At 48.4% G+C, this 18,452-nt stretch carries 14 protein-coding genes and 1 riboswitch; of the genes, 3 read left to right on the top strand and 11 right to left on the bottom strand.

The window, feature by feature from the left end; all coding sequences use genetic code 11:
* Positions 1–8: 8 nt before the first annotated feature.
* From AC6R1A_RS11565 to AC6R1A_RS11555, 3 genes are all read right to left on the bottom strand, one after another.
* Positions 9–1,778, bottom strand: coding sequence for a putative bifunctional diguanylate cyclase/phosphodiesterase (locus AC6R1A_RS11565; protein ID WP_500638613.1), 1,770 nt, complete (start codon positions 1,776–1,778; stop codon positions 9–11).
* A gap of 149 nt (positions 1,779–1,927) precedes the next feature.
* Positions 1,928–2,659 carry a chromosome partitioning protein ParA gene (locus tag AC6R1A_RS11560; RefSeq protein ID WP_334550558.1) on the bottom strand — a complete coding sequence of 244 codons (732 nt, stop codon included), beginning with the start codon at positions 2,657–2,659 and terminating at the stop codon, positions 1,928–1,930.
* A gap of 17 nt (positions 2,660–2,676) precedes the next feature.
* Complete coding sequence (locus AC6R1A_RS11555; protein WP_487902409.1) at positions 2,677–2,835, bottom strand: hypothetical protein; 159 nt, start codon at positions 2,833–2,835, stop codon at positions 2,677–2,679.
* 217 nt (positions 2,836–3,052) lie between these two features.
* Here AC6R1A_RS11555 and AC6R1A_RS11550 point away from each other — a divergent pair, with 217 nt between their 5' ends.
* Both AC6R1A_RS11550 and AC6R1A_RS11545 read left to right on the top strand, forming a co-directional pair.
* Entirely contained in the window at positions 3,053–3,391 is a 339-nt protein-coding gene (locus tag AC6R1A_RS11550) for a YggL 50S ribosome-binding family protein (protein ID WP_500632435.1), read from the top strand.
* A gap of 324 nt (positions 3,392–3,715) precedes the next feature.
* Positions 3,716–3,823, top strand: a riboswitch (glycine riboswitch).
* A 102-nt stretch (positions 3,824–3,925) separates the two neighbouring features.
* Positions 3,926–5,296 (top strand): alanine/glycine:cation symporter family protein, encoded by a 1,371-nt coding sequence (locus AC6R1A_RS11545; protein ID WP_500632436.1) that lies wholly within the window; start codon positions 3,926–3,928, stop codon positions 5,294–5,296.
* Between the two features lie 111 nt (positions 5,297–5,407).
* Here AC6R1A_RS11545 and AC6R1A_RS11540 read toward each other — a convergent pair whose 3' ends face one another.
* Positions 5,408–6,049: a LysE family translocator gene (locus tag AC6R1A_RS11540; RefSeq protein WP_500628425.1), complete on the bottom strand. Its 642-nt coding sequence runs from the start codon at positions 6,047–6,049 to the stop codon at positions 5,408–5,410.
* A 205-nt stretch (positions 6,050–6,254) separates the two neighbouring features.
* Here AC6R1A_RS11540 and AC6R1A_RS11535 point away from each other — a divergent pair, with 205 nt between their 5' ends.
* Entirely contained in the window at positions 6,255–7,736 is a 1,482-nt protein-coding gene (locus AC6R1A_RS11535; protein WP_500632437.1) for a carboxypeptidase M32, read from the top strand.
* Positions 7,737–7,802: 66 nt separating this feature from the next.
* Here AC6R1A_RS11535 and AC6R1A_RS11530 read toward each other — a convergent pair whose 3' ends face one another.
* The 7 genes from AC6R1A_RS11530 to AC6R1A_RS11500 form a co-directional block, all read right to left on the bottom strand.
* Positions 7,803–8,723 (bottom strand): dienelactone hydrolase family protein, encoded by a 921-nt coding sequence (locus AC6R1A_RS11530; RefSeq protein ID WP_500632438.1) that lies wholly within the window; start codon positions 8,721–8,723, stop codon positions 7,803–7,805.
* A gap of 143 nt (positions 8,724–8,866) precedes the next feature.
* Positions 8,867–10,135, bottom strand: a complete 1,269-nt coding sequence (locus AC6R1A_RS11525) for a GGDEF domain-containing protein (RefSeq protein ID WP_500632439.1) — start codon at positions 10,133–10,135, stop codon at positions 8,867–8,869.
* 203 nt (positions 10,136–10,338) lie between these two features.
* Complete coding sequence (locus tag AC6R1A_RS11520; RefSeq protein ID WP_487902401.1) at positions 10,339–10,578, bottom strand: hypothetical protein; 240 nt, start codon at positions 10,576–10,578, stop codon at positions 10,339–10,341.
* Positions 10,579–10,713: 135 nt separating this feature from the next.
* A complete protein-coding gene (locus AC6R1A_RS11515; RefSeq protein ID WP_500632440.1) occupies positions 10,714–11,691 on the bottom strand; it encodes an isopenicillin N synthase family dioxygenase in 978 nt (325 codons plus the stop codon).
* A gap of 193 nt (positions 11,692–11,884) precedes the next feature.
* On the bottom strand, positions 11,885–12,910 hold the full coding sequence (locus AC6R1A_RS11510) for an HD domain-containing phosphohydrolase (RefSeq protein ID WP_500632441.1): 1,026 nt from the start codon (positions 12,908–12,910) through the stop codon (positions 11,885–11,887).
* Between the two features lie 14 nt (positions 12,911–12,924).
* Entirely contained in the window at positions 12,925–16,242 is a 3,318-nt protein-coding gene (locus AC6R1A_RS11505; protein WP_500632442.1) for an MHYT domain-containing protein, read from the bottom strand.
* 290 nt (positions 16,243–16,532) lie between these two features.
* A complete protein-coding gene (locus tag AC6R1A_RS11500; protein ID WP_500631554.1) occupies positions 16,533–18,281 on the bottom strand; it encodes a sodium:solute symporter family protein in 1,749 nt (582 codons plus the stop codon).
* Positions 18,282–18,452 lie beyond the last annotated feature (171 nt).

Below are 18,452 nucleotides of genomic sequence, written 5' to 3'. Positions count from 1 at the left end.
AACAGAGATCAGTGGGTGTTGGATTGGGTCACTTTATCGTAAAAGGCCTGTGCGTCCAGCGGTTTTGAGAAAAAGTAGCCTTGATACTCATCACACCCTTCATTAAACAGTAGAGATAATTGCTCAGAGGTCTCAACACCTTCTGCCACGACCGATTTGCCTAGGTTTTGCCCCATCTGAATAATGGTTCGCACCAACATGTGATCGGTGATGTCAGTGGTGCAATCATCAACAAATGACTTATCGATTTTAAGTACATCAATGGGCAAACGCTTCAAGTAGTTGAGCGACGAGTATTCAATCCCGAAGTCATCAATGGCCACCGACATCCCTCGCTCTCGCAGACGTTCACACGCTTCCACCACATATTCGGGCTCTCTCATTAAGGTCGATTCTGTGATTTCAATTTGCAGCGCCTCTCCAGGCAACTGGGCGTTATCAAGCGCGTCGATGATAAAACTGGCAACGTCATCATGGGTAAACTGAACGGTAGAGACATTAATCGACACAAGGATCAGTAGCCCAGAGTCATGCCAAGCTTTCACCTGCTTAATGCTTTGCGTAATCACCCAACGGCCAAGAGGCACGATAAACCCAGTTCGTTCTGCAATCGGGATAAATTCGAACGGCGAAATCATACCAAGCTGGGGGTGTGACCAACGAATCAGCGCTTCGGCTCCAACCACGCGATCGCTGATCATAGAGACCTTAGGCTGATAATGCAGAACGAAATGGCCCAATTGCAGGCTCTGCTTCATCTCCGACTCTAACTGATGCTGACGAATCGTCTCATCGAGCAGTTGGTCATCGTACCAAACGATGGAGCCGGGCCCTTGGGATAGCGCGCGATAGAGTGCCAAATTCGCATTTTTTCCCCACAGACTCACCACACCATTCGCGTGCTTGGCCAATGCGACCCCCACACAAAAATTCAGCCGATAGGTCGTGTCGCCGACTACAAACAGCTTGCTGTGTTTGGTAAGAATGGTGTCTAGCACGGTTTGCAGCTTTCGCTCTACATGGACATTTTCCACCAGCACGACAAACTCATCGCCTGCAATGCGATACATTTGGGCTTGGTTTTCTATTAATCCACTGATGTGGCTGGCGAAAGATTGCAGTAGCTCATCACCATTGCGATAGCCCAATTTGTCATTGACGCTTTTGAAATTGTGCAGACCAATCTGCAATACCCCAAAACAGTGTGCATTACTCTCGTTCATGGCCGATACCGCCGCATAGAAGGCATTAATATTGGGCAGCTTGGTCAAGTAATCGGTGAAGCTGTCTTTTTTAAAGGCCAGCGTTTGTTGTTGGGTTTTCTTGATGTAATACGTCATCAGGGTAGCGAACACGGTGATCGCGCCCACATCTATGGCGTCTTCGATAAACTCGTCAAAGTCATCGGGATCTAGGCTGTGAAGATAGCTGACAATCAGTAATGCCGCGATAGCCAGAGGCCAAAACGACCCGGGAAATAGGACGATGAAACAGAGTGGCAGTAAAATGAAGCTCTCTTCGATGGCATCCATCTCTAACGGCTCAATCAGCCCACCGATAAAAATCAGGCTCGCCGCTAACAGCGCGCAGATACGCTTACGCTGCTCAGATTGAGTGAACAAAGCATAAATCATTAAGGGGGGAAAGAGTAAATACGCCGCTCTGCCCATCTCGTGTTCGAGCAGCAGGGTGCGAGAAATCAGGGCAATAGAGAGAACATAGGCCACTTGAATCGCCATTCCGATCGACCGATTGAATAAATTCTCTTGCACTGCCATCCCTAATCTGTGGGTGATTTAAAATTTATAGCGACTTTGTTGCATAATTTCCACACTTTTTCGTCAATCCAATACCTTTGTCGAACAAGCAGATACAAAAAAGAGGAAGGGGTTCACCGCTTCCTCTTTACATGAATGTAGGGATAACTTTACAGCCCGAGCTGTTCTGCCATCGCTTTCATCTCTTCAAGATCCATTTGATGGACACGAATCATCTGGTTGATTTGGCTCAAACGAGAATTGGCGGCATCTTGTTTGTCGCACGCATCCGATTTCGCTTCCCAAGACGTGCCTTCTAGAAAGGTGTCACACGCTTTCTTCAGTGAGGCTAGCTTAGGCTCCAACTCGTCGCGCTCTTTTTGCAATGCGGCTAATTCTTGTTTGACTCTCAGTTCTTGTTGGAAGAGCTCACGCGAACGCTCAAACATGGTTGCCTGCATATCGGCTTGGCGATTAAGCTGCGCATTTTCACCCGCGACATCCGCTAACTGTGATTTCTGCTCGCCGACTTGTTGCTCTAGGGACAGGTTGACCTTTTCCAGCTCCGCCACTTGCGATTCAAGCTGAGCGATTGATGCCTCGTACTGCGCTTTTTGCTCTTCAATCGCTTGCTCCAGCTTTTGCTGCACTTCAACGTCAACGTTGGCGACTTTTTCTTCCACCGTCACCACGAGCTGTTTTTTGTCTGACACCAGCGTTTGATACTGCGATTCCAACGCGTGGTATGTCTGTTGCCACTTTGACGCCGTCACGCTCGAGCCAATTAATGCTCCTAGTGCGATACCCAATACACCTGCTATAGCAATATAGAGGTAGGTTCGCTTGTCGCGTTGTTCGATAACGACCACATCATCATTATCTACGTCTGTCTGTTTATTCACGTATGACTCCTGCTCCACTAGCGAATCAACTCGGTGATCACGAGTGTCACGGTATAAATTAAAAATCCTGAAATCAACGTCACCACCACTGCTTTTTGCAGTTTTTCGCTCGTGCGATAGCGGATCAACACAAATGCCAATGCGACCAAAAAGGCAATCGCTAACAATCTTGTCATAGCCTCTCCTTAGCTGTACCCACATGCTTGGGGGCAACTTGATAACCTTTTCATTTATACCATTTTTTCGCGCCTTTTGGTCAGCGTCCGGTAGTTTTATTCTGTTTACTTAGGTGAGTGCGCAAATTATCCGCGCTTAATACCTTTTATGAGTGATTCATTTGGGCAAGCTGCACTTTTGGGGTATAAAGAGCGCGACACCAAATGGGAGATAAACATGAAACCGTATCAGTTAGAGAAGAAAAAACGTCGTATTCAAAAGAAATTGTTCCTCGGCGAATTTGCCGTGCTGGGTTTCGAGATTCGTTGTGAAACCAACATTCAAGATTTCGACCGCTACGACCACTTTGTGGATGATTTTATTGACTACATCGACAGCCTTGGTTTGTGCTTCGGTGGCGGTGGCCTTGAGACATTTGACGGTTTCCTATGCAGTGTGGCCCGCTACGGCAATGCGACGGCTGAGCAGCAAGCTTTGGTTGGCGCGTGGCTAGAAAAACGCGAAGAAGTGACCAACGTGGAGATCGGCGAGCTGGTAGACGCCAACTACTTCTAAGCTTTCATCTTTGATTGTTCAAAAATAGCGCAGTTGAGCGCTATTTTTTTCCCCTCAATTCACCATACTTTCAGCGTTTTCCGCGCCCTCCCCTCTTAAAACGATCACAAGTGCAAAAACACGCTTGATCTCACAAAAAAAAGTGTTACAGTTCTCGCGTTAATAGCACAGAACTATTGACCATCTTTTGCTCAACGCATTGAGCAATTGTTCCGACGAAGACTGCAGGAGAGTGGTTAATAACTAAATTTTAACATTTAGTTAAGATAACCCGCCGAAGAATTAACTATTTCAGGTGCTACTTAGGTAGCGAGGACTGTAGTTGGAGGAACCTCTGGAGAGAACCGCTCTACCTTGTTGTAGAAAGTGGTCGCCGAAGGAGCAAGCCTATTTTTAGGTGAAACTCTCAGGCAAAAGGACAGAGGAGTGAAAAGACCCGTTATTCGGTAGCTTCCTGTCTATCGTTTTTGAGATCATCGATCTCGGCTTTTCCCTCTTCTCCTTATTTAAGCATTATCAATTTAAGGGGAACCCATGAATAACCTACAATCTTTACTGATCACTATCGACAATTTCGTTTGGGGACCGCCCCTGCTGATTTTGTTGGTGGGTACCGGTGTCTATTTTACTTTTCGTTTAGGCTTGCTCCAGTTTAGACACCTTCCCACGGCACTGAAAATGGTGTTCAGCAAATCAGACTCCGGCAAGCAAGGGGATATTTCCAGCTTTGCTGCGCTTTGTACCGCCCTGTCCGCCACCATAGGTACGGGCAACATCGTTGGTGTCGCCACCGCCATCAAACTGGGTGGTCCCGGCGCACTATTTTGGATGTGGTTGGCGGCCCTATTTGGCATGGCCACCAAGTACGCTGAGTGTCTACTCGCAGTGAAATACCGCAAAGTGGATGATAAAGGTCAAATGGTCGGCGGACCGATGTACTACTTGCAATATGGTGTCGGTTCTAAAACCTTAGCCGTGCTATTTGCCATTTTCGCCCTCGGTGTCGCCTGTTTTGGTATCGGTACCTTCCCGCAGGTTAACGCCATTTTGGATGCTTCTGAAATCTCGTTTGGCGTATCCCGTGAGGTCTCGGCGGTCGTACTGACGCTATTGGTCGCTTTTGTAACGCTAGGTGGCATTCAGTCGATTGCGAAAGTCGCAGGAAAAGTGGTGCCTATGATGGCGCTGTTCTATGTGATGGCGTGTTTGAGTGTCATCATCATGAATTCTGATCAGCTTTTCGCTGCCGTTGAATTGGTAGTCGTCTCTGCCTTTACACCAACCGCAGCGACAGGCGGCTTCCTAGGGGCAAGCATTATGCTGGCGATTCAATCTGGGATTGCCCGCGGCGTGTTCTCGAATGAATCTGGCCTGGGTAGCGCACCGATGGCAGCGGCCGCAGCGAAGACCGACTCTTGCGTCAAGCAAGGTCTGATCTCGATGACCGGCACCTTCTTTGACACCATCATCATCTGTACTATGACGGGCCTTGCCTTGATCCTGACTGGCGCATGGCAAAGTGATTTTGCTGGTGCGGCCATGACCACTCACGCCTTTGCCGTCGGACTTAACGCCGACACGCTAGGTCCATTGCTCGTCTCCATTGGCCTGATTTTCTTCGCCTTTACGACTATTTTGGGCTGGAACTACTACGGCGAACGTTGCGTTGTGTTCTTACTAGGTACTAAGGCTGTACTGCCTTACAAAGTCATCTTTGTCGCTCTGGTCGCTTCTGGTGCGTTCCTTCACCTCGATATGATTTGGATCATCGCCGACATCGTCAACGGACTCATGGCCATTCCTAACCTTATCGGCTTGATTGCGTTGCGCCACATTGTGGTCGAAGAGACTAAACTGTACTTTGCTGCGCTGTCGGTGGGTAGCAGTGCCAAAACCACCGCGTAAGACGACCGTGTAAGGTGACGTGATCAAAAAGCCCGCGCTCTAGCAAGCGCGGGCTTTTTCATTTCTAATCCACTGTGATTTCTAATACATTGTGTATAGATTAAACTCTCTTTAAATCTGCGGTTTTTCAATCATCAGTTTAACACCAAGCGCAATAAGAACCGCGCCGGTGGTCCCTTCCATCCAGCGATTAAAACGCGCACTGCGAAGCAGAGATTTAGCCCGAGTCAGCACGCCCGCCAGTCCACACTGCCATACCATCGCAATCACAAAATGGATCGCAGCCATCACACATGACTGCACAAACGCAGAACCCTCTGGATTGATGAACTGAGGTAAAAACGCCAGATAAAACACCGCCGTTTTAGGGTTCAGCACGTTCGACAAGAAGCCTTCTCGCAGTGAGCGCCACGCCGTGGCTTTGGTGTGCGCCACCGTTTGCACCGCGATCCCCGCATCCAATTGGCCATTGAACAGCCCCTTAATGGACATTACACCTAGCCAAATCAAATAGGCCGCGCCGACCATTTTCACCGCACTAAATAGCTCAGCCGATTGCGCCAAGACCGCCGAGATACCAATCGCAGAAAAGGTGGCATGGACAAACAAGCCCGAGCAAATCCCCAAACTGGTTAATACACCATCGGAAAAGCCGCCACGCGACGAGTTACGAATCACAAGCGCAGTATCGAGTCCGGGGGTTAACGTCAAAATGGTGATGGCGACCAAAAACGCTTCCATATTGTTGATCATTGCAGGTCCTTATTATTGGGGAGCAAAGGCTCCAGTCAGCGCGAGATATAACCAGGTCATCTCAGGAAAGATCGCCATCTTATAGCAAGGCCGTCAAAATAGGCAATGATTATGCTTCTTGCTGCAATTATTGAACGCAAACCCCTTGGTCAATCCTGAGGAGGTTGTTAAGATTTTGGTTTTCCCAGTCACCTAAGGTGTGGTCATGAGCGCATTCGACAAACTCAAACAGCATTCCCAAAAAATTTCTCGTTTTAATCACTTAGCGGCCATCTGTGGATGGGACCAAGCGGCAGTGATGCCGAGCGGAGGGAATCAAGCTCGCTCAGAGGCAATGGCCGAGCTATCCGTGCATATTCATCAATTGCATACCCAGCCACAGCTCGCGGATTGGTTTGCCGAAGCAGAAACAGAAACGCTCAGCGTTGAAGAGAGCGCCACACTGCGAGAGCTTAAACGCCAGTGGCAACAAGCCAATTTGCTGCCTGAAGCACTGGTACAAGCCAAATCCCTAGCGGGCTCGAAATGTGAACACGCTTGGCGTACCCAGCGTGGCCAAAACGACTGGATCGGGTTTGAGAAAAACTGGGCAGAAGTCGTTAAACTTTCGAAAGAAGAGGCGCAAATTCGTGCCGATGCCAACGGATCGACACCGTATGATGCGATGCTCGACATTTACGAGCCGGACACCACGTCAGCGTCACTCGATACGCTGTTTGCCGACGTAAAAAGCTGGCTACCTGCCTTGATCGATGAGGTGATCGAAAAGCAGTCTTCTGAGCACTACCTCACCCCAACAGGCCATTTTCCCACCGAGCAACAAAAAGCGCTCGGGCTGGATGTGATGAAACTACTGCAATTCGATTTCGATCATGGCCGATTGGATGAGAGCGTCCACCCTTTTTGTGGTGGCGTACCGCAAGATGTGCGAATTACCACCCGCTACGATGAAAACGAATTTGTACAATCGCTCATGGGCATCGTTCACGAGACAGGCCACGCCCGTTATGAGCAAGGTTTACCCAAAGCACTAGCAGGATTGCCGTCAGGCGAAGCTCGCTCAATGGGTATTCATGAGTCTCAATCACTGTTTTTCGAAATGCAAGTGGGCCGCAGTGATGCGTTTATTGCCCATCTATCGCGACTTGCCACCCAACACTTCTCCGGACACGATACGTCGCTTTTTAGTCAAGCGAACTTTCAAAAGCTTTATACTCGCGTCAAAAAAGACTTTATCCGTGTTGATGCCGACGAGCTCACCTATCCGGCTCACGTCATTTTACGCTATGAGATCGAGCGTGATTTGATCAATGGTGATATTTCCCACCAAGATGTTCCCGAGCTCTGGGACACCAAAATGCGCCAGTATCTCGGTCTCTCTACCGCCGGTAATTTCAAAAATGGCTGCATGCAAGACATTCACTGGACGGATGGCGCCTTCGGCTACTTCCCATCATACACCTTAGGGGCCATGTACGCGGCGCAGTTTATGGCAGCGATGAAGAAAACCGTGGATGTGGATGAAGCTATTCACTCTGGTGATCTCACGCCTATTTTTGCTTGGCTGGGCGATAACATCTGGAGCAAGGGCAGCTTACTGACAACCGATGAGCTGGTTAAATCGGCAACAAGCGAAGTGTTGAACGCTCAGTTCTTCCAAAATCACCTGAGAAGTCGATACCTGTAGATAGTACTCACGTAAAATGAAACGCCGTCACAGGGTTTACCCTGTGACGGCGTTTTTGTGTGCTCTTTACGCTTTAAGATGTTGCTCAAAAAATTCCAATGTTCGCTGCCAAGCAAGCTCGGCCTCTTTTTCGGCGTAACGTCCGGTGGAGTCATTGTGAAATCCGTGATTCACGCCCTCGTAAACGTAGGCTTGATAGTTCGCCCCATTGGCCTTAAGCGCTTTCTCGTACTCCGGCCAAGTGGCGTTGACACGCTCATCAAGACCCGCGAACTGAATCATCAACGGCCCTTTCACCTTCGGGATCAAAGATTCCGCTGCAGGTGTACCATAAAAAGGCACCCCTGCATCCAACTGCTCAGGAATGGTCGCAGCCAGCATATTGACTATGTAGCCGCCAAAACAAAAACCGACCGCCCCTAATTTTCCGTTACTTAGCTCATGCGATTTCAAAAAGCTCGCAGCGGCTAGGAAGTCCGCTTCAATCTTCTCTCTATCTAGACTCTTTTGCATCGCGCGGCCTTCATCGTCATTTCCTGGATAACCGCCCAACGGATAGAGTGCATCGGGGGCAAAGGCGATAAAACCTTTCGCGGCTAATCTTCGCGCGACGTCTTCAATGTAAGGGTTAAGCCCACGGTTTTCATGCACAACCAGTACGACAGGCGCGGTGCCTACCAACTCTCGTGGCACGACCAAATACCCTTGCCCTTCACCGTGACCATTCGGTGAATCAAACTTGACGTAGCTGGCTTTGATTGCGGGATCGTTAAACGACACCTGCTCTGCCAGTGCATAGTTCGGTGTCAGTGCTGACGTTAAGACTGACATCGTAAAGCCTAATGCGACAAGACCAGAGAGACGTCTCATGAATTCTCGTCTGTCTATCAATCCATGTGCGTATTCGTCGTACCAATCAAATGCTTCTTGCGGAATTGCTTTAGGCGCCATAGGCGCTGTGACCTTTTCACCGATGATGTTTGACATCCTTATCTTCCTCATTGACTGTTATTACTTGAAGCGATAGTTACTTGAAGCAATAGTTATTTGATAACGTTCGTCATTTGAAACGATCGTTCAAGAAGTAAGATAGTCGCGATTGGACAAAAACGAGTGTTATTTACATAAATTTACACAGTAGACGCGACTGGTATCGCAGCCAAGCTCGTCACGTTTTTACCTTGGAACTTAGACTGGTATAAGGCTTCATCAGCATAGGTGAGCAAGTCATTGAGCAAATCCTCTGAATGCAACTGCGGACCCACGCTACTGACAATCCCAAACGAGCAGGAAGCGTGAAAGCGCCCCCCATCTTGCCCAAATTCCGTCTGAGCAATACGTTGGCGAATTCTCTCGACAATGGCCACGGCTTCTTCGTCATTTGATAAACCAGACAGCAGTATCACGAACTCATCACCTCCAAAACGCGCAAAACAGTCTGTCGGTCTGATCGTATATCGAGTAATACGGGCGATGTCCTTAAGTAGCCCATCACCACTCGTATGCCCATAATGATCATTGATCGCCTTGAAATCATCGATATCAAAGATACAGAGATAAAAACGATGGTCGCTCGCCCGTCGACTGCGTGAAACTTCATCAGCCAAACGAATTTCAAAATAACTACGCGAATACGCTTGTGTTAGATGGTCAAACATCAGACGGGTGCTAAGCTCTTGACGCTCACTGTATAACTCGTCGATATGGAGGACCAATATCCACGTAATACAGCAAGTCAGCAGAAACGAGCCTATCCAAGTCAAGGGTGGCATATCGAGCACTTCTATCGCGGTCAGCGTATCACTGACGCCAGTGCACATCCAAATCGCACTGGCGGCCAACAACATTCTCAATGTGCGCAAATCGTCCTCTTGTCGCTTAGCCCTTTGCCTTAGGTAAACACGAAATAGAACGATCATACAATACATCGCCAGCAGTAATATCCACGCACCCCAAAGCTCAAACAGAGGACCAAACACTAGTCCGGTGTAGTAACTGGATGTCACGTAAAATTGGTTGTCCAGAAAGTATGGACTCGGAACCACAGCCATCAATGAAAACAGACCACATATCGCGTAGGCAATCTTCAATGGGGTCGGAGCCTTATAGTCAAAGAAAGCGATGTAAAAATGCAGACCGAGTACAATCGTAAACATTGAAGTCACGATGGCGACTCGGTTAAAAATATTCAGCAGAACCAGGCTGTCGCTAACGTTCAGCATAATGCCAAACGCACCAAGGAACAGTCCGCTAGCTAAAGCGGTTAAGGAAAATATTCGATAGTAATGAACATTTTCCTCGTAACGAGATTGAAGCCGGTTATACAGCATCACAAAAAAGAAGCTCAGCACTAAACTGATGCTTGATGCGATAAACATAGGCAATGAGGTAAGTAGCACGATGCCTTCCTTTTAAGACCCAGGATGTCCCTGTATGAAAACGCTAAGTCCAAACCTAGCAATCGCTACCTCTACACTCAAGAAATATTCATCTTTTCAATCACTTTTTGGCATATTTCAACGTGACGTCACATTTGAGACAGGTTTCACATTTATGCTGTACAACGTCCACCACTGCAATCGCCAAACCTCGGCTCCTAGGCTTACGCCTCCGCCAACTGAGTCAGTAGCTCATCACGGCGCAACTCTAGGATTTCATCAATAAGCTGCTCTTTCGCACGGAGACCAAAATGATCGGCGTAATTTTTCACCTTAGAAATCTCTTCAGGTTGAAGTTGATACACCTCGCGTTTGAGGCGTTGCATCGCTTCACTCTTGATACAACCTTGCTGCTGAAGCAACTTGATGATTTCCATGTCGGCTGGGTGTGGTGTTCTTGGCATAACGGTTTCTTATATTTTTCGGATTGACGTTGTTAGTCACTGCTCGTTGGCAGTGTTAAATTTTGCAGAAAGCGTAGTCTCTGATTGTTACAATTAAATTTAAACCAATAGAAAGTTAAAAATTCCAGATCAAAGTCAACGTTCTGTGCTGAGTGTCCCTTCACGTCGGTACTCATAGGTATCCGCAAAGCGTGACAAAATCCAATCCCCAGCCGTGATCAAAGGGTAGCCACCCTGCCCTTGTTTTTCAGCTAGGCAGGATTTTAGCGTCGTGACTGGGGTATCAAAATCTGGCTCGACGAAAAATGGCATGGAAAAACGCGTCTTACCGTTGCTCGGACTCGCGACTCGATGCTTAGTGGAGCGATAAATATCATTCGTCCAGCGCTGCATTAAATCGCCAATATTCACGACATAGCTTCCCTCGACGGGCGTGGCGTCTATCCATTGATTTTGCTTATTCAGCACCTGTAAGCCGCCGCTCGCATCTTGGTAGAGTAATGTGATACAGCCGTAATCCGTGTGGGCTCCCGCCCCATTTCCCACCGTGTTGGTTGAAGGTTCTTGACTTGGGTAGTGCAACATACGCAACACAGAGATAGTTAACGTAAAATATTGGGTAAAGAAATCTTCTGGCTCATTCAGTGCAATTGCCATCGCTTTCAGTAACTTAAGGCCGACATCTAACGTAAGGCTGTAATGCTGATTCATCGCCTGGGTAAAGCCTTCAATCGAGGGGTATTGGTTGGGGCCATAGAGCTTTGGACAACGCGCAACTTGCGAATGATAGGGTGAAAGGTCAAGCGCCATATCAAACGACTCTTTGCAATCCAACTCACCGAGTGGATCGAGTTTCTCGGCGCTCAAACGCCCCCAACCACGGTGATTCATACTGTGCTCAATCGATATCGCTTGTTTCTCCTCTTGCGGTAGGGAAAACAGAGAGCGTGCATAGTGTTCAATCTGATTAAATTGAGTTTGAGGAATACCATGTCCTACTACATAAAAAAAGCCGAGCTCTCGGCAGGCTTGATCAATCTGATCAATAACTGGGCCCCAGTCGCGGCGATCATCAGAATTGAGCGGAGAAATATCGATAATAGGAAGTGACATGAATGCTCCTTGCAGTGTGTCATTGACTCTGCAAGGAGTGAGCAAAAAGCTGACCAACAAGCCAACTTTTATTTATCCAATATTATCAATCGCTTAAACTAAAGCGAAAGAGAAACCAAATGATATTTGCCCCACAAACTGCCGAATAGGATTGTGTTTGCACCAAAGTGAGGAAACATATAGCGAGCCGACATCAATCGATGAATCGCTCTTTAATCTCCAGAATATTCGGTAACTGGTCCATAAATACGGGCACCAATTGTGGATCAAAATGTTTTCCGGCTTGCTCTTGAATTAGGGCAACAGCATCACTGACCGGCCAAGCTTTCTTGTATGGGCGTTCACTGGTCAGGGCATCAAACACATCCGCAATTGCCGCTAGGCGTCCTTCGATCGGAATCGCTTCACCGCTTAATCCCTGAGGGTATCCGGTTCCATCCCATTTTTCATGGTGGTTAAGCGCAATACTTTGAGCGAGGGCGATAAGCGGAGAGCGCGGGTTTTCCAAGATTCGTACCCCTGCTTCCACATGCGTCTGCATCAACGAAAACTCTTCTGGTTCCAATCGACCCGGCTTGAGCAAAATACGATCTGGAATCGCGATTTTTCCAATGTCGTGCATCGATGCCGCCATGCGCAGTTCGTCTGCCGCTTCTTCATCAAAACCGATCGCAAGCGCCAGAGTTTTCACATAATGACTCATGCGCAGTACATGCATCCCGGTCTCATTGTCTCGGTATTCAGCGGCGCGGCCTAAGCGCTGAATTAAGTCAATTTGCGTCGCTTTGAGTACATCAATTTTGACCATAGATAACTGCGTTTTAACTCGAGCACGCACAATGGCAGGGACAATAGGCTTAACAATGTAATCGACTCCGCCGAGGTTAAAACCGGTCTCCTCATCAATGCTGTCACTGAGCGCGGTGACAAAAATGATCGGTATCATTGCCGTATCGGGGTTCGCTTTCAGTTGCTGACAAAGCTCAAACCCTGTCATCTCAGGCATCATCACATCAAGCAAAATAAGGTCAAACTTCTCTTGCTCGAGCAAACTTAATGCGTCTTTGGCACTGCGAGCAAAGGAGAGCCTATAATCGCTGTGCAGTACTTGTTTCATCACTTTCAAGTTCGCGGGTTCATCGTCCACGACCAATAATCTTGGCACCGAACGCATCACTGGGTTATGACGTGTGAGGGGCTCTGGCGTTAATGTTGTCATCGTCACAGCGTTCCTTATTCAGCTAGGTAGGTTAACGCCAAGTCGATATGCTCGCTGGCTTTGGAAAATTCAAACTCGTCGATCGCGTTCATGGCATCGATGATCGGCTTTTGCAGTTTGTCTGGCGCGCGACTGCGAAGGGTTTCACCAATATCCTCACGCAACTCGCCACTGTGGGTCGCCGCTCGCCACTCTGTTAATAGACGCTCAATCTCATCGGCATGCAACGCGTCATCGAGCGTTATTTCTTTAACTTGGGTATCGGTTTGACTCAGTGCAATGCGACTATCGAGCTCCTGCTTGACCTTATGCCAACATAGCGACAGATCGCCAATCAATGGCAGCGCCTTCGCGTGATCTTGCTGTATAGCGGCGTGCTCTATCTGGGCAAAGAGTTGGTGCAGCGCCATTAAAGCCAAGTTGCCACACACGCCTTTGAGTGCATGGGCTTGCGAACGCACAGCCCGCCAGTCTTGGTTTTGCAGTGACTGCGCCAAGGCACTCGGAAGCCCCTCATGCTTGTCCAGCATCTTGCCAAGCTCCGCTAAGTAGAGCGCCTCATCCACCCAAAGTGTCAGCGCTTTCTGCCAATGAATCATCGCCTGATCACGGCTCTCTTTGCCAGACGGCTCTGCGGGCGACGATGGGATACTGACCTGTGATTCAACCTTTAACACGCGCGCCATTTCTGCGCTCAAACGGTTAAAATCAACCGGCTTATTGGCAAAGCCGTTCATTCCCGCTTCTTGCGCTTGGCGTTTGTCTTCGGTCAAGACACTGGCAGTCAGAGCAATAATCGCGACAGGGGGTTTGTCTTGCTCGCGTTCCCATTGACGAATCTGACGGCTGGCTTGTAGGCCATCGAGGCGCGGCATTTGTAAGTCCATCAATATCAAATCAATCTCGTGCGTTTGGTATTGCTGGACCGCTTCAACACCATCGCGCGCGACCCATACTTGATGACCCGCTCGTTCAAGAAGCAGAGAAAGCAGCGTCACGTTTTGTTCAATATCGTCACAGACTAACACTCGCTGGCTTGGCAGCTTCACTTGCGAGTGAACGTCCGCGCGCGGCAGCCGTTCACTTTTGGGCAGGGGCAGTTCGAAGTAGAAGCAGCTTCCTTTTCCGAGTTCACTGGTGGCATGAATCTCTCCACCCATTAGTTCAACCAACTGCTTGGAAATACTGGTCCCTAACCCCGTACCACCGAAACGACGGCTCATGGAAGCATCGGCTTGCGTAAAAGGATCAAAAATCGCCTCAACCCGGTCAGGCGCAATGCCGATACCGGTATCAATCACGCTAAAACGCATCACATCGCTCAGCTCAGTGGGCGCGATGTTAAGCGTGACGCTCCCCTCTTCGGTAAACTTGATGCCATTACCCACTAAATTCATCAGTACTTGGCGGATGCGGTCTTCTGCGCCGAAGACAATAGCTGGCACGCGATCATCAATATGTAGGTTGAGCTCAATGCCTTTGTTTTTCGCATTAAGCCATAACGTAGAGATGACGCCATCGACACAATCCGCAAGATGAAACACCACAGGTTCGACTTCGAGCTTGCTTTTTTCCAACTTAGCGCTGTCGAGAATATCATTGAGAAGATGAAGCAAAGAGCGAGACGCGTTGGATATGGTTTCCAGGTGACGTCTATCCTCGCTACCCATTGGTGATTCGAGCAAAATATTGGTAAAACCGATGATCGCGTTCATGGGCGTGCGGATTTCGTGACTCATATTAGCCAAGAATGCAGCTTTGGTTTCGACCGCTTCTTCGGCAATGCGTTTCGCATTTAACAGTTCAGACTCCATCTCTTTGCGATTGGTGATGTTGATCATCACACCATCAATCCACAATATGGTGCCGTCTTCATCGCGCACTACCATGCCGTTTTCAAGCACCCATACGGGTTGACCGGCTTTATCAATCAACTGATATTCGACAGCATAGGTTTGCTTGTTGCTGGGCAAGGCGGCGATCGTGTCACGCACCGATTGCTCGTCCTCTTCAACAATCAGTGAAGCTAAGCTTATGTTTCCTTCAAGGAACTCCTCCGATCGATAGCCACAGAGCTCCACGATGGCATCACTGAGGAAAATCGGACTCCATTTTGGGTCAAAACAGCGTCGAAAAGCCGCGCCGGGGATATTACGCATCAAAGAGGTTAATCGCTCTTGGCTATCACGCAGCTTGACTTCCATCGCTTTACGTTCAGAAATGTCCGCGATAAAGCCCACAAATAATGTATCACCATGCGCTAGGTGGACTTTCCCTACACCAAGGCGCACTGGAAATTGATGGCCCTTTTTGTGCTGTGCATAAACTTCGCGCGGCGCACCAATGATTTTGTTCTCGCCCGTTCTGAGGTAATTAGCCAAATAACCATCGTGTGCCTGCTTGTGGGGGGCTGGCATTAATTTGGAAATGTTTTGCCCGAGCAATTCATGCTCTTGCCAACCGAAAATTCGGCTTGCGGCAAAGTTCACACCTTGAATGACGCCTTTCGCATCGATGGTAATCACCCCGTCCGTCGCGGTATCGAGGATTGCTTGCAATCGAGATTCGCTGGCAGTTTTCTCGGTTAATAACTGTCGGTAGCGCAGCTGTGAACTGACGTTCACCGCTAAGGTGGAAATAAGCAAAGTCGCAATGGAAACGGCGATGGCGATAAAAGACTGTTCGTGTAAATCCTGCGGGGCCATCATCATAGAATGAGGTTCGAGCATAATGAAGCGCGCCGCTTCCATGCCGGTGTAATGCATACCTGAAATGGCGCATCCCATGATCGCAGCGCTAACCAAGTTGATATGAAATGAACGCATGGTAGGGAAATGATGCTTAAGTAAGCGGCGCGCAGAGAGTGCGACGATGGCCAATCCGACCGCGACAACAATCGACAGACCAAACCAATACGGGTCATAGCGCAGCATGGCCCCCATTTCCATGGCTTCCATTCCGATATAGTGCATGGCACCAATACCCGCGCCTACCACCACACCATTGCGCAGAATAAGCCGATAAGAATCACGCTGGTTGATCAACGATCGCAGTACCAAATAACTGGCTAACACCGCAGGAAGAAGCGATATCAATGTGAGTAAGGTGTCATAACTCATGTGATGAGGCATCTGAAAGGCGAGCATGCCGACAAAGTGCATACTCCAAATCCCCCCCGCCATAATGAAAGCACCAGAAATCAACGCCACCTGCTTATGTGATGGCGTAACGATGTGACGAGCGGCAGCGGCGAGTCTCAGTGCAAAGAATGACGCCATCATCGCAAGAAAGATGGAGACAACAACCAACCAAGGAACGTAGGTTCCTGTCATCAACGTATATGAGCCAACTTCTGTTATGAATAACCTATCGAGCATGAGGGAAATCACCCACTTTTTGTAATGATATTTTTATCAACTATTGGATGCATAAGGTACTATTTGTATTAATAAATGTGTAGGCATTTATAACCCTTAATTATTAGTGGAATCTCGCTGATCTAAAAACTTGACAGCTATTTCAATCACTTTTGTTTATTTTCCGATCTTTACACTCCCCCTAAAACGCAAAAAAGCCGCAGAATTCTGCGGCTTTTTGATGACCAAAAGGTCAAATTTAAGAGCTATTCGCTGACAAACTGCTGCTGTGGCGCGCGCGATGCGTTGACCAAGAGCACACCAACGGTCAGAACCATGGTGCCACACAAGATGAAGAGAAGGCGTCCAGTGAATTCATTTGGAATCAATGCCATCGCAAGAATACCTAGACCAGCAACACTGATCAGTTTGCCCAGCATGCCACGTTGCTTAGTATCGAGGTTCTGCTGTTCTTCTGAGTTAGCCACCACAGGCGTATTCCAGTTTTCGAACAGTTTTTCTACTTCCGCTTCACGCTCTGGCGAACGTCCTTTGTACACCAAGGTTGTCGCTAAGAAGAAGCCACCAGTGAACACTACGTGCGCCGCAAGGCTCAGTGCCACTTTCAAGTCCGCCCATTCACGACCAGTCAATGCTTGTTCCATACCGAACCAGTTCTCGATATGTTCTGCTTTTAGCGAGATACCAAAGTAGTAAGAGACGAAGCCACCGACCACTAGCGTTGCCCAACCAGCCCAGTCTGGCGTCTTGCGAACCCACATACCCAGTAGTACTGGGATCAACATTGGGAATCCGATCAGAGCGCCCACGTTAAGTACGATGTCAAATAGGCTTAGGTGACGAAGTGAGTTGATAAACAGACCAATGCCGATGATGACAAAGCCCATCACAATAGTGGTCACTTTACTTACCACAACCAACTCTTTCTGAGACGCATGAGGGCGCATAATTGGGCTGTAGAAGTTCATCACGAAGATACCCGCGTTACGGTTCAGACCTGAGTCCATTGAAGACATGGTCGCCGCAAACATTGCTGACATTAGTAGACCCACCATACCTGCAGGCATTACGTTTTGTACGAATGCTAGGTAAGCTGCATCGCCACCTACGCTACCGTATTGGTCAGCGAAGTCCGGCATGAACGCCGCTACGTACCAAGAAGGTAGGAACCAAATCAGTGGACCAACAATCATAAGTACACAAGCAAGACCTGCTGCTTTGCGAGCGTTGTCACTGTCTTTTGCACATAGGTAGCGGTATGCATTGATACTGTTGTTCATTACACCAAACTGCTTGATGAAGATGAATACCACCCAAAGCACAAAGATGCTCATGTAGTTTAGGTTGTTACCAACAAAGAAGTCGCCTTCGAAGTTAGACACGATGTTCGTTAGACCACCACCGTGGAAGTATGCCGCTACCGCACAGGTAATGGTTACCGCCATGATAACGAGCATCTGCATGAAGTCAGAGGCTACGACCGCCCAAGAGCCGCCTGTCACCGCCATCAGCATGAGAACCAGACCCGTCACAACGATCGTGGCTTCCATCGGGATGTTGAAGACAGCGGCTACGAAGATAGCAAGACCATTCAGCCAAATACCTGCTGAAATTAAGCTATCTGGCATACCTGCCCATGTGAAGAACTGCTCTGACGTCTTACCGAAGCGCTGACGAATGGCTTCAATTGCCGTAACAACACGAAGTTGACGGAACTTTGGCGCAAAATAGATGTAGTTCATGAAATAGCCAAACGCGTTGGCAAGGAATAGGATAACAACGACGAAACCGTCGCTGAACGCGCGTCCTGCGGCTCCTGTGAACGTCCATGCTGAAAACTGCGTCATGAAGGCGGTAGCTCCTACCATCCACCATAACATCTTACCGCCCCCTCGAAAGTAGTCGCTGGTTGAGGTGGTGAACTTACGGAACATCCACCCAATCGCGACTAAAAAGAAGAAATAGGCAAGAACAACAAGAGTATCAATGGTCATTTTTTCAGCCTTAAAATTAATAACATTAGCTTGTGACAAGCATACCCGAACATAAATCCATTTGTACTACAATATGCCTTTTGTGTGATCTAAAACAGATTTGATCGCACACTTTATTTGCAAGCGAATATTTAGTTTCATACATAAACAAGATGCAGAGCACAGATACAT

The sequence above is a fragment of the Vibrio sp. R10-SG3-ISO3 genome, assembly GCF_059834225.1.
The sequence above is the reverse complement of the archived record's forward strand: the minus strand, read 5'-3'. Positions and strand labels throughout refer to the sequence as shown.

Coding starts and splice junctions, on each gene's coding strand:
- AC6R1A_RS11565 (WP_500638613.1), bottom strand. CDS start 1,778: ATGGCAGTGCAAGAGAATTTATTCAATCGGTCGATCGGAATGGCGATT.
- AC6R1A_RS11555 (WP_487902409.1), bottom strand. CDS start 2,835: ATGACAAGATTGTTAGCGATTGCCTTTTTGGTCGCATTGGCATTTGTG.
- AC6R1A_RS11550 (WP_500632435.1), top strand. CDS start 3,053: ATGAAACCGTATCAGTTAGAGAAGAAAAAACGTCGTATTCAAAAGAAA.
- AC6R1A_RS11545 (WP_500632436.1), top strand. CDS start 3,926: ATGAATAACCTACAATCTTTACTGATCACTATCGACAATTTCGTTTGG.
- AC6R1A_RS11540 (WP_500628425.1), bottom strand. CDS start 6,049: ATGATCAACAATATGGAAGCGTTTTTGGTCGCCATCACCATTTTGACG.
- AC6R1A_RS11535 (WP_500632437.1), top strand. CDS start 6,255: ATGAGCGCATTCGACAAACTCAAACAGCATTCCCAAAAAATTTCTCGT.
- AC6R1A_RS11530 (WP_500632438.1), bottom strand. CDS start 8,723: ATGTCAAACATCATCGGTGAAAAGGTCACAGCGCCTATGGCGCCTAAA.
- AC6R1A_RS11520 (WP_487902401.1), bottom strand. CDS start 10,578: ATGCCAAGAACACCACACCCAGCCGACATGGAAATCATCAAGTTGCTT.
- AC6R1A_RS11515 (WP_500632440.1), bottom strand. CDS start 11,691: ATGTCACTTCCTATTATCGATATTTCTCCGCTCAATTCTGATGATCGC.
- AC6R1A_RS11510 (WP_500632441.1), bottom strand. CDS start 12,910: ATGACAACATTAACGCCAGAGCCCCTCACACGTCATAACCCAGTGATG.
- AC6R1A_RS11505 (WP_500632442.1), bottom strand. CDS start 16,242: ATGACAGGAACCTACGTTCCTTGGTTGGTTGTTGTCTCCATCTTTCTT.
- AC6R1A_RS11500 (WP_500631554.1), bottom strand. CDS start 18,281: ATGACCATTGATACTCTTGTTGTTCTTGCCTATTTCTTCTTTTTAGTC.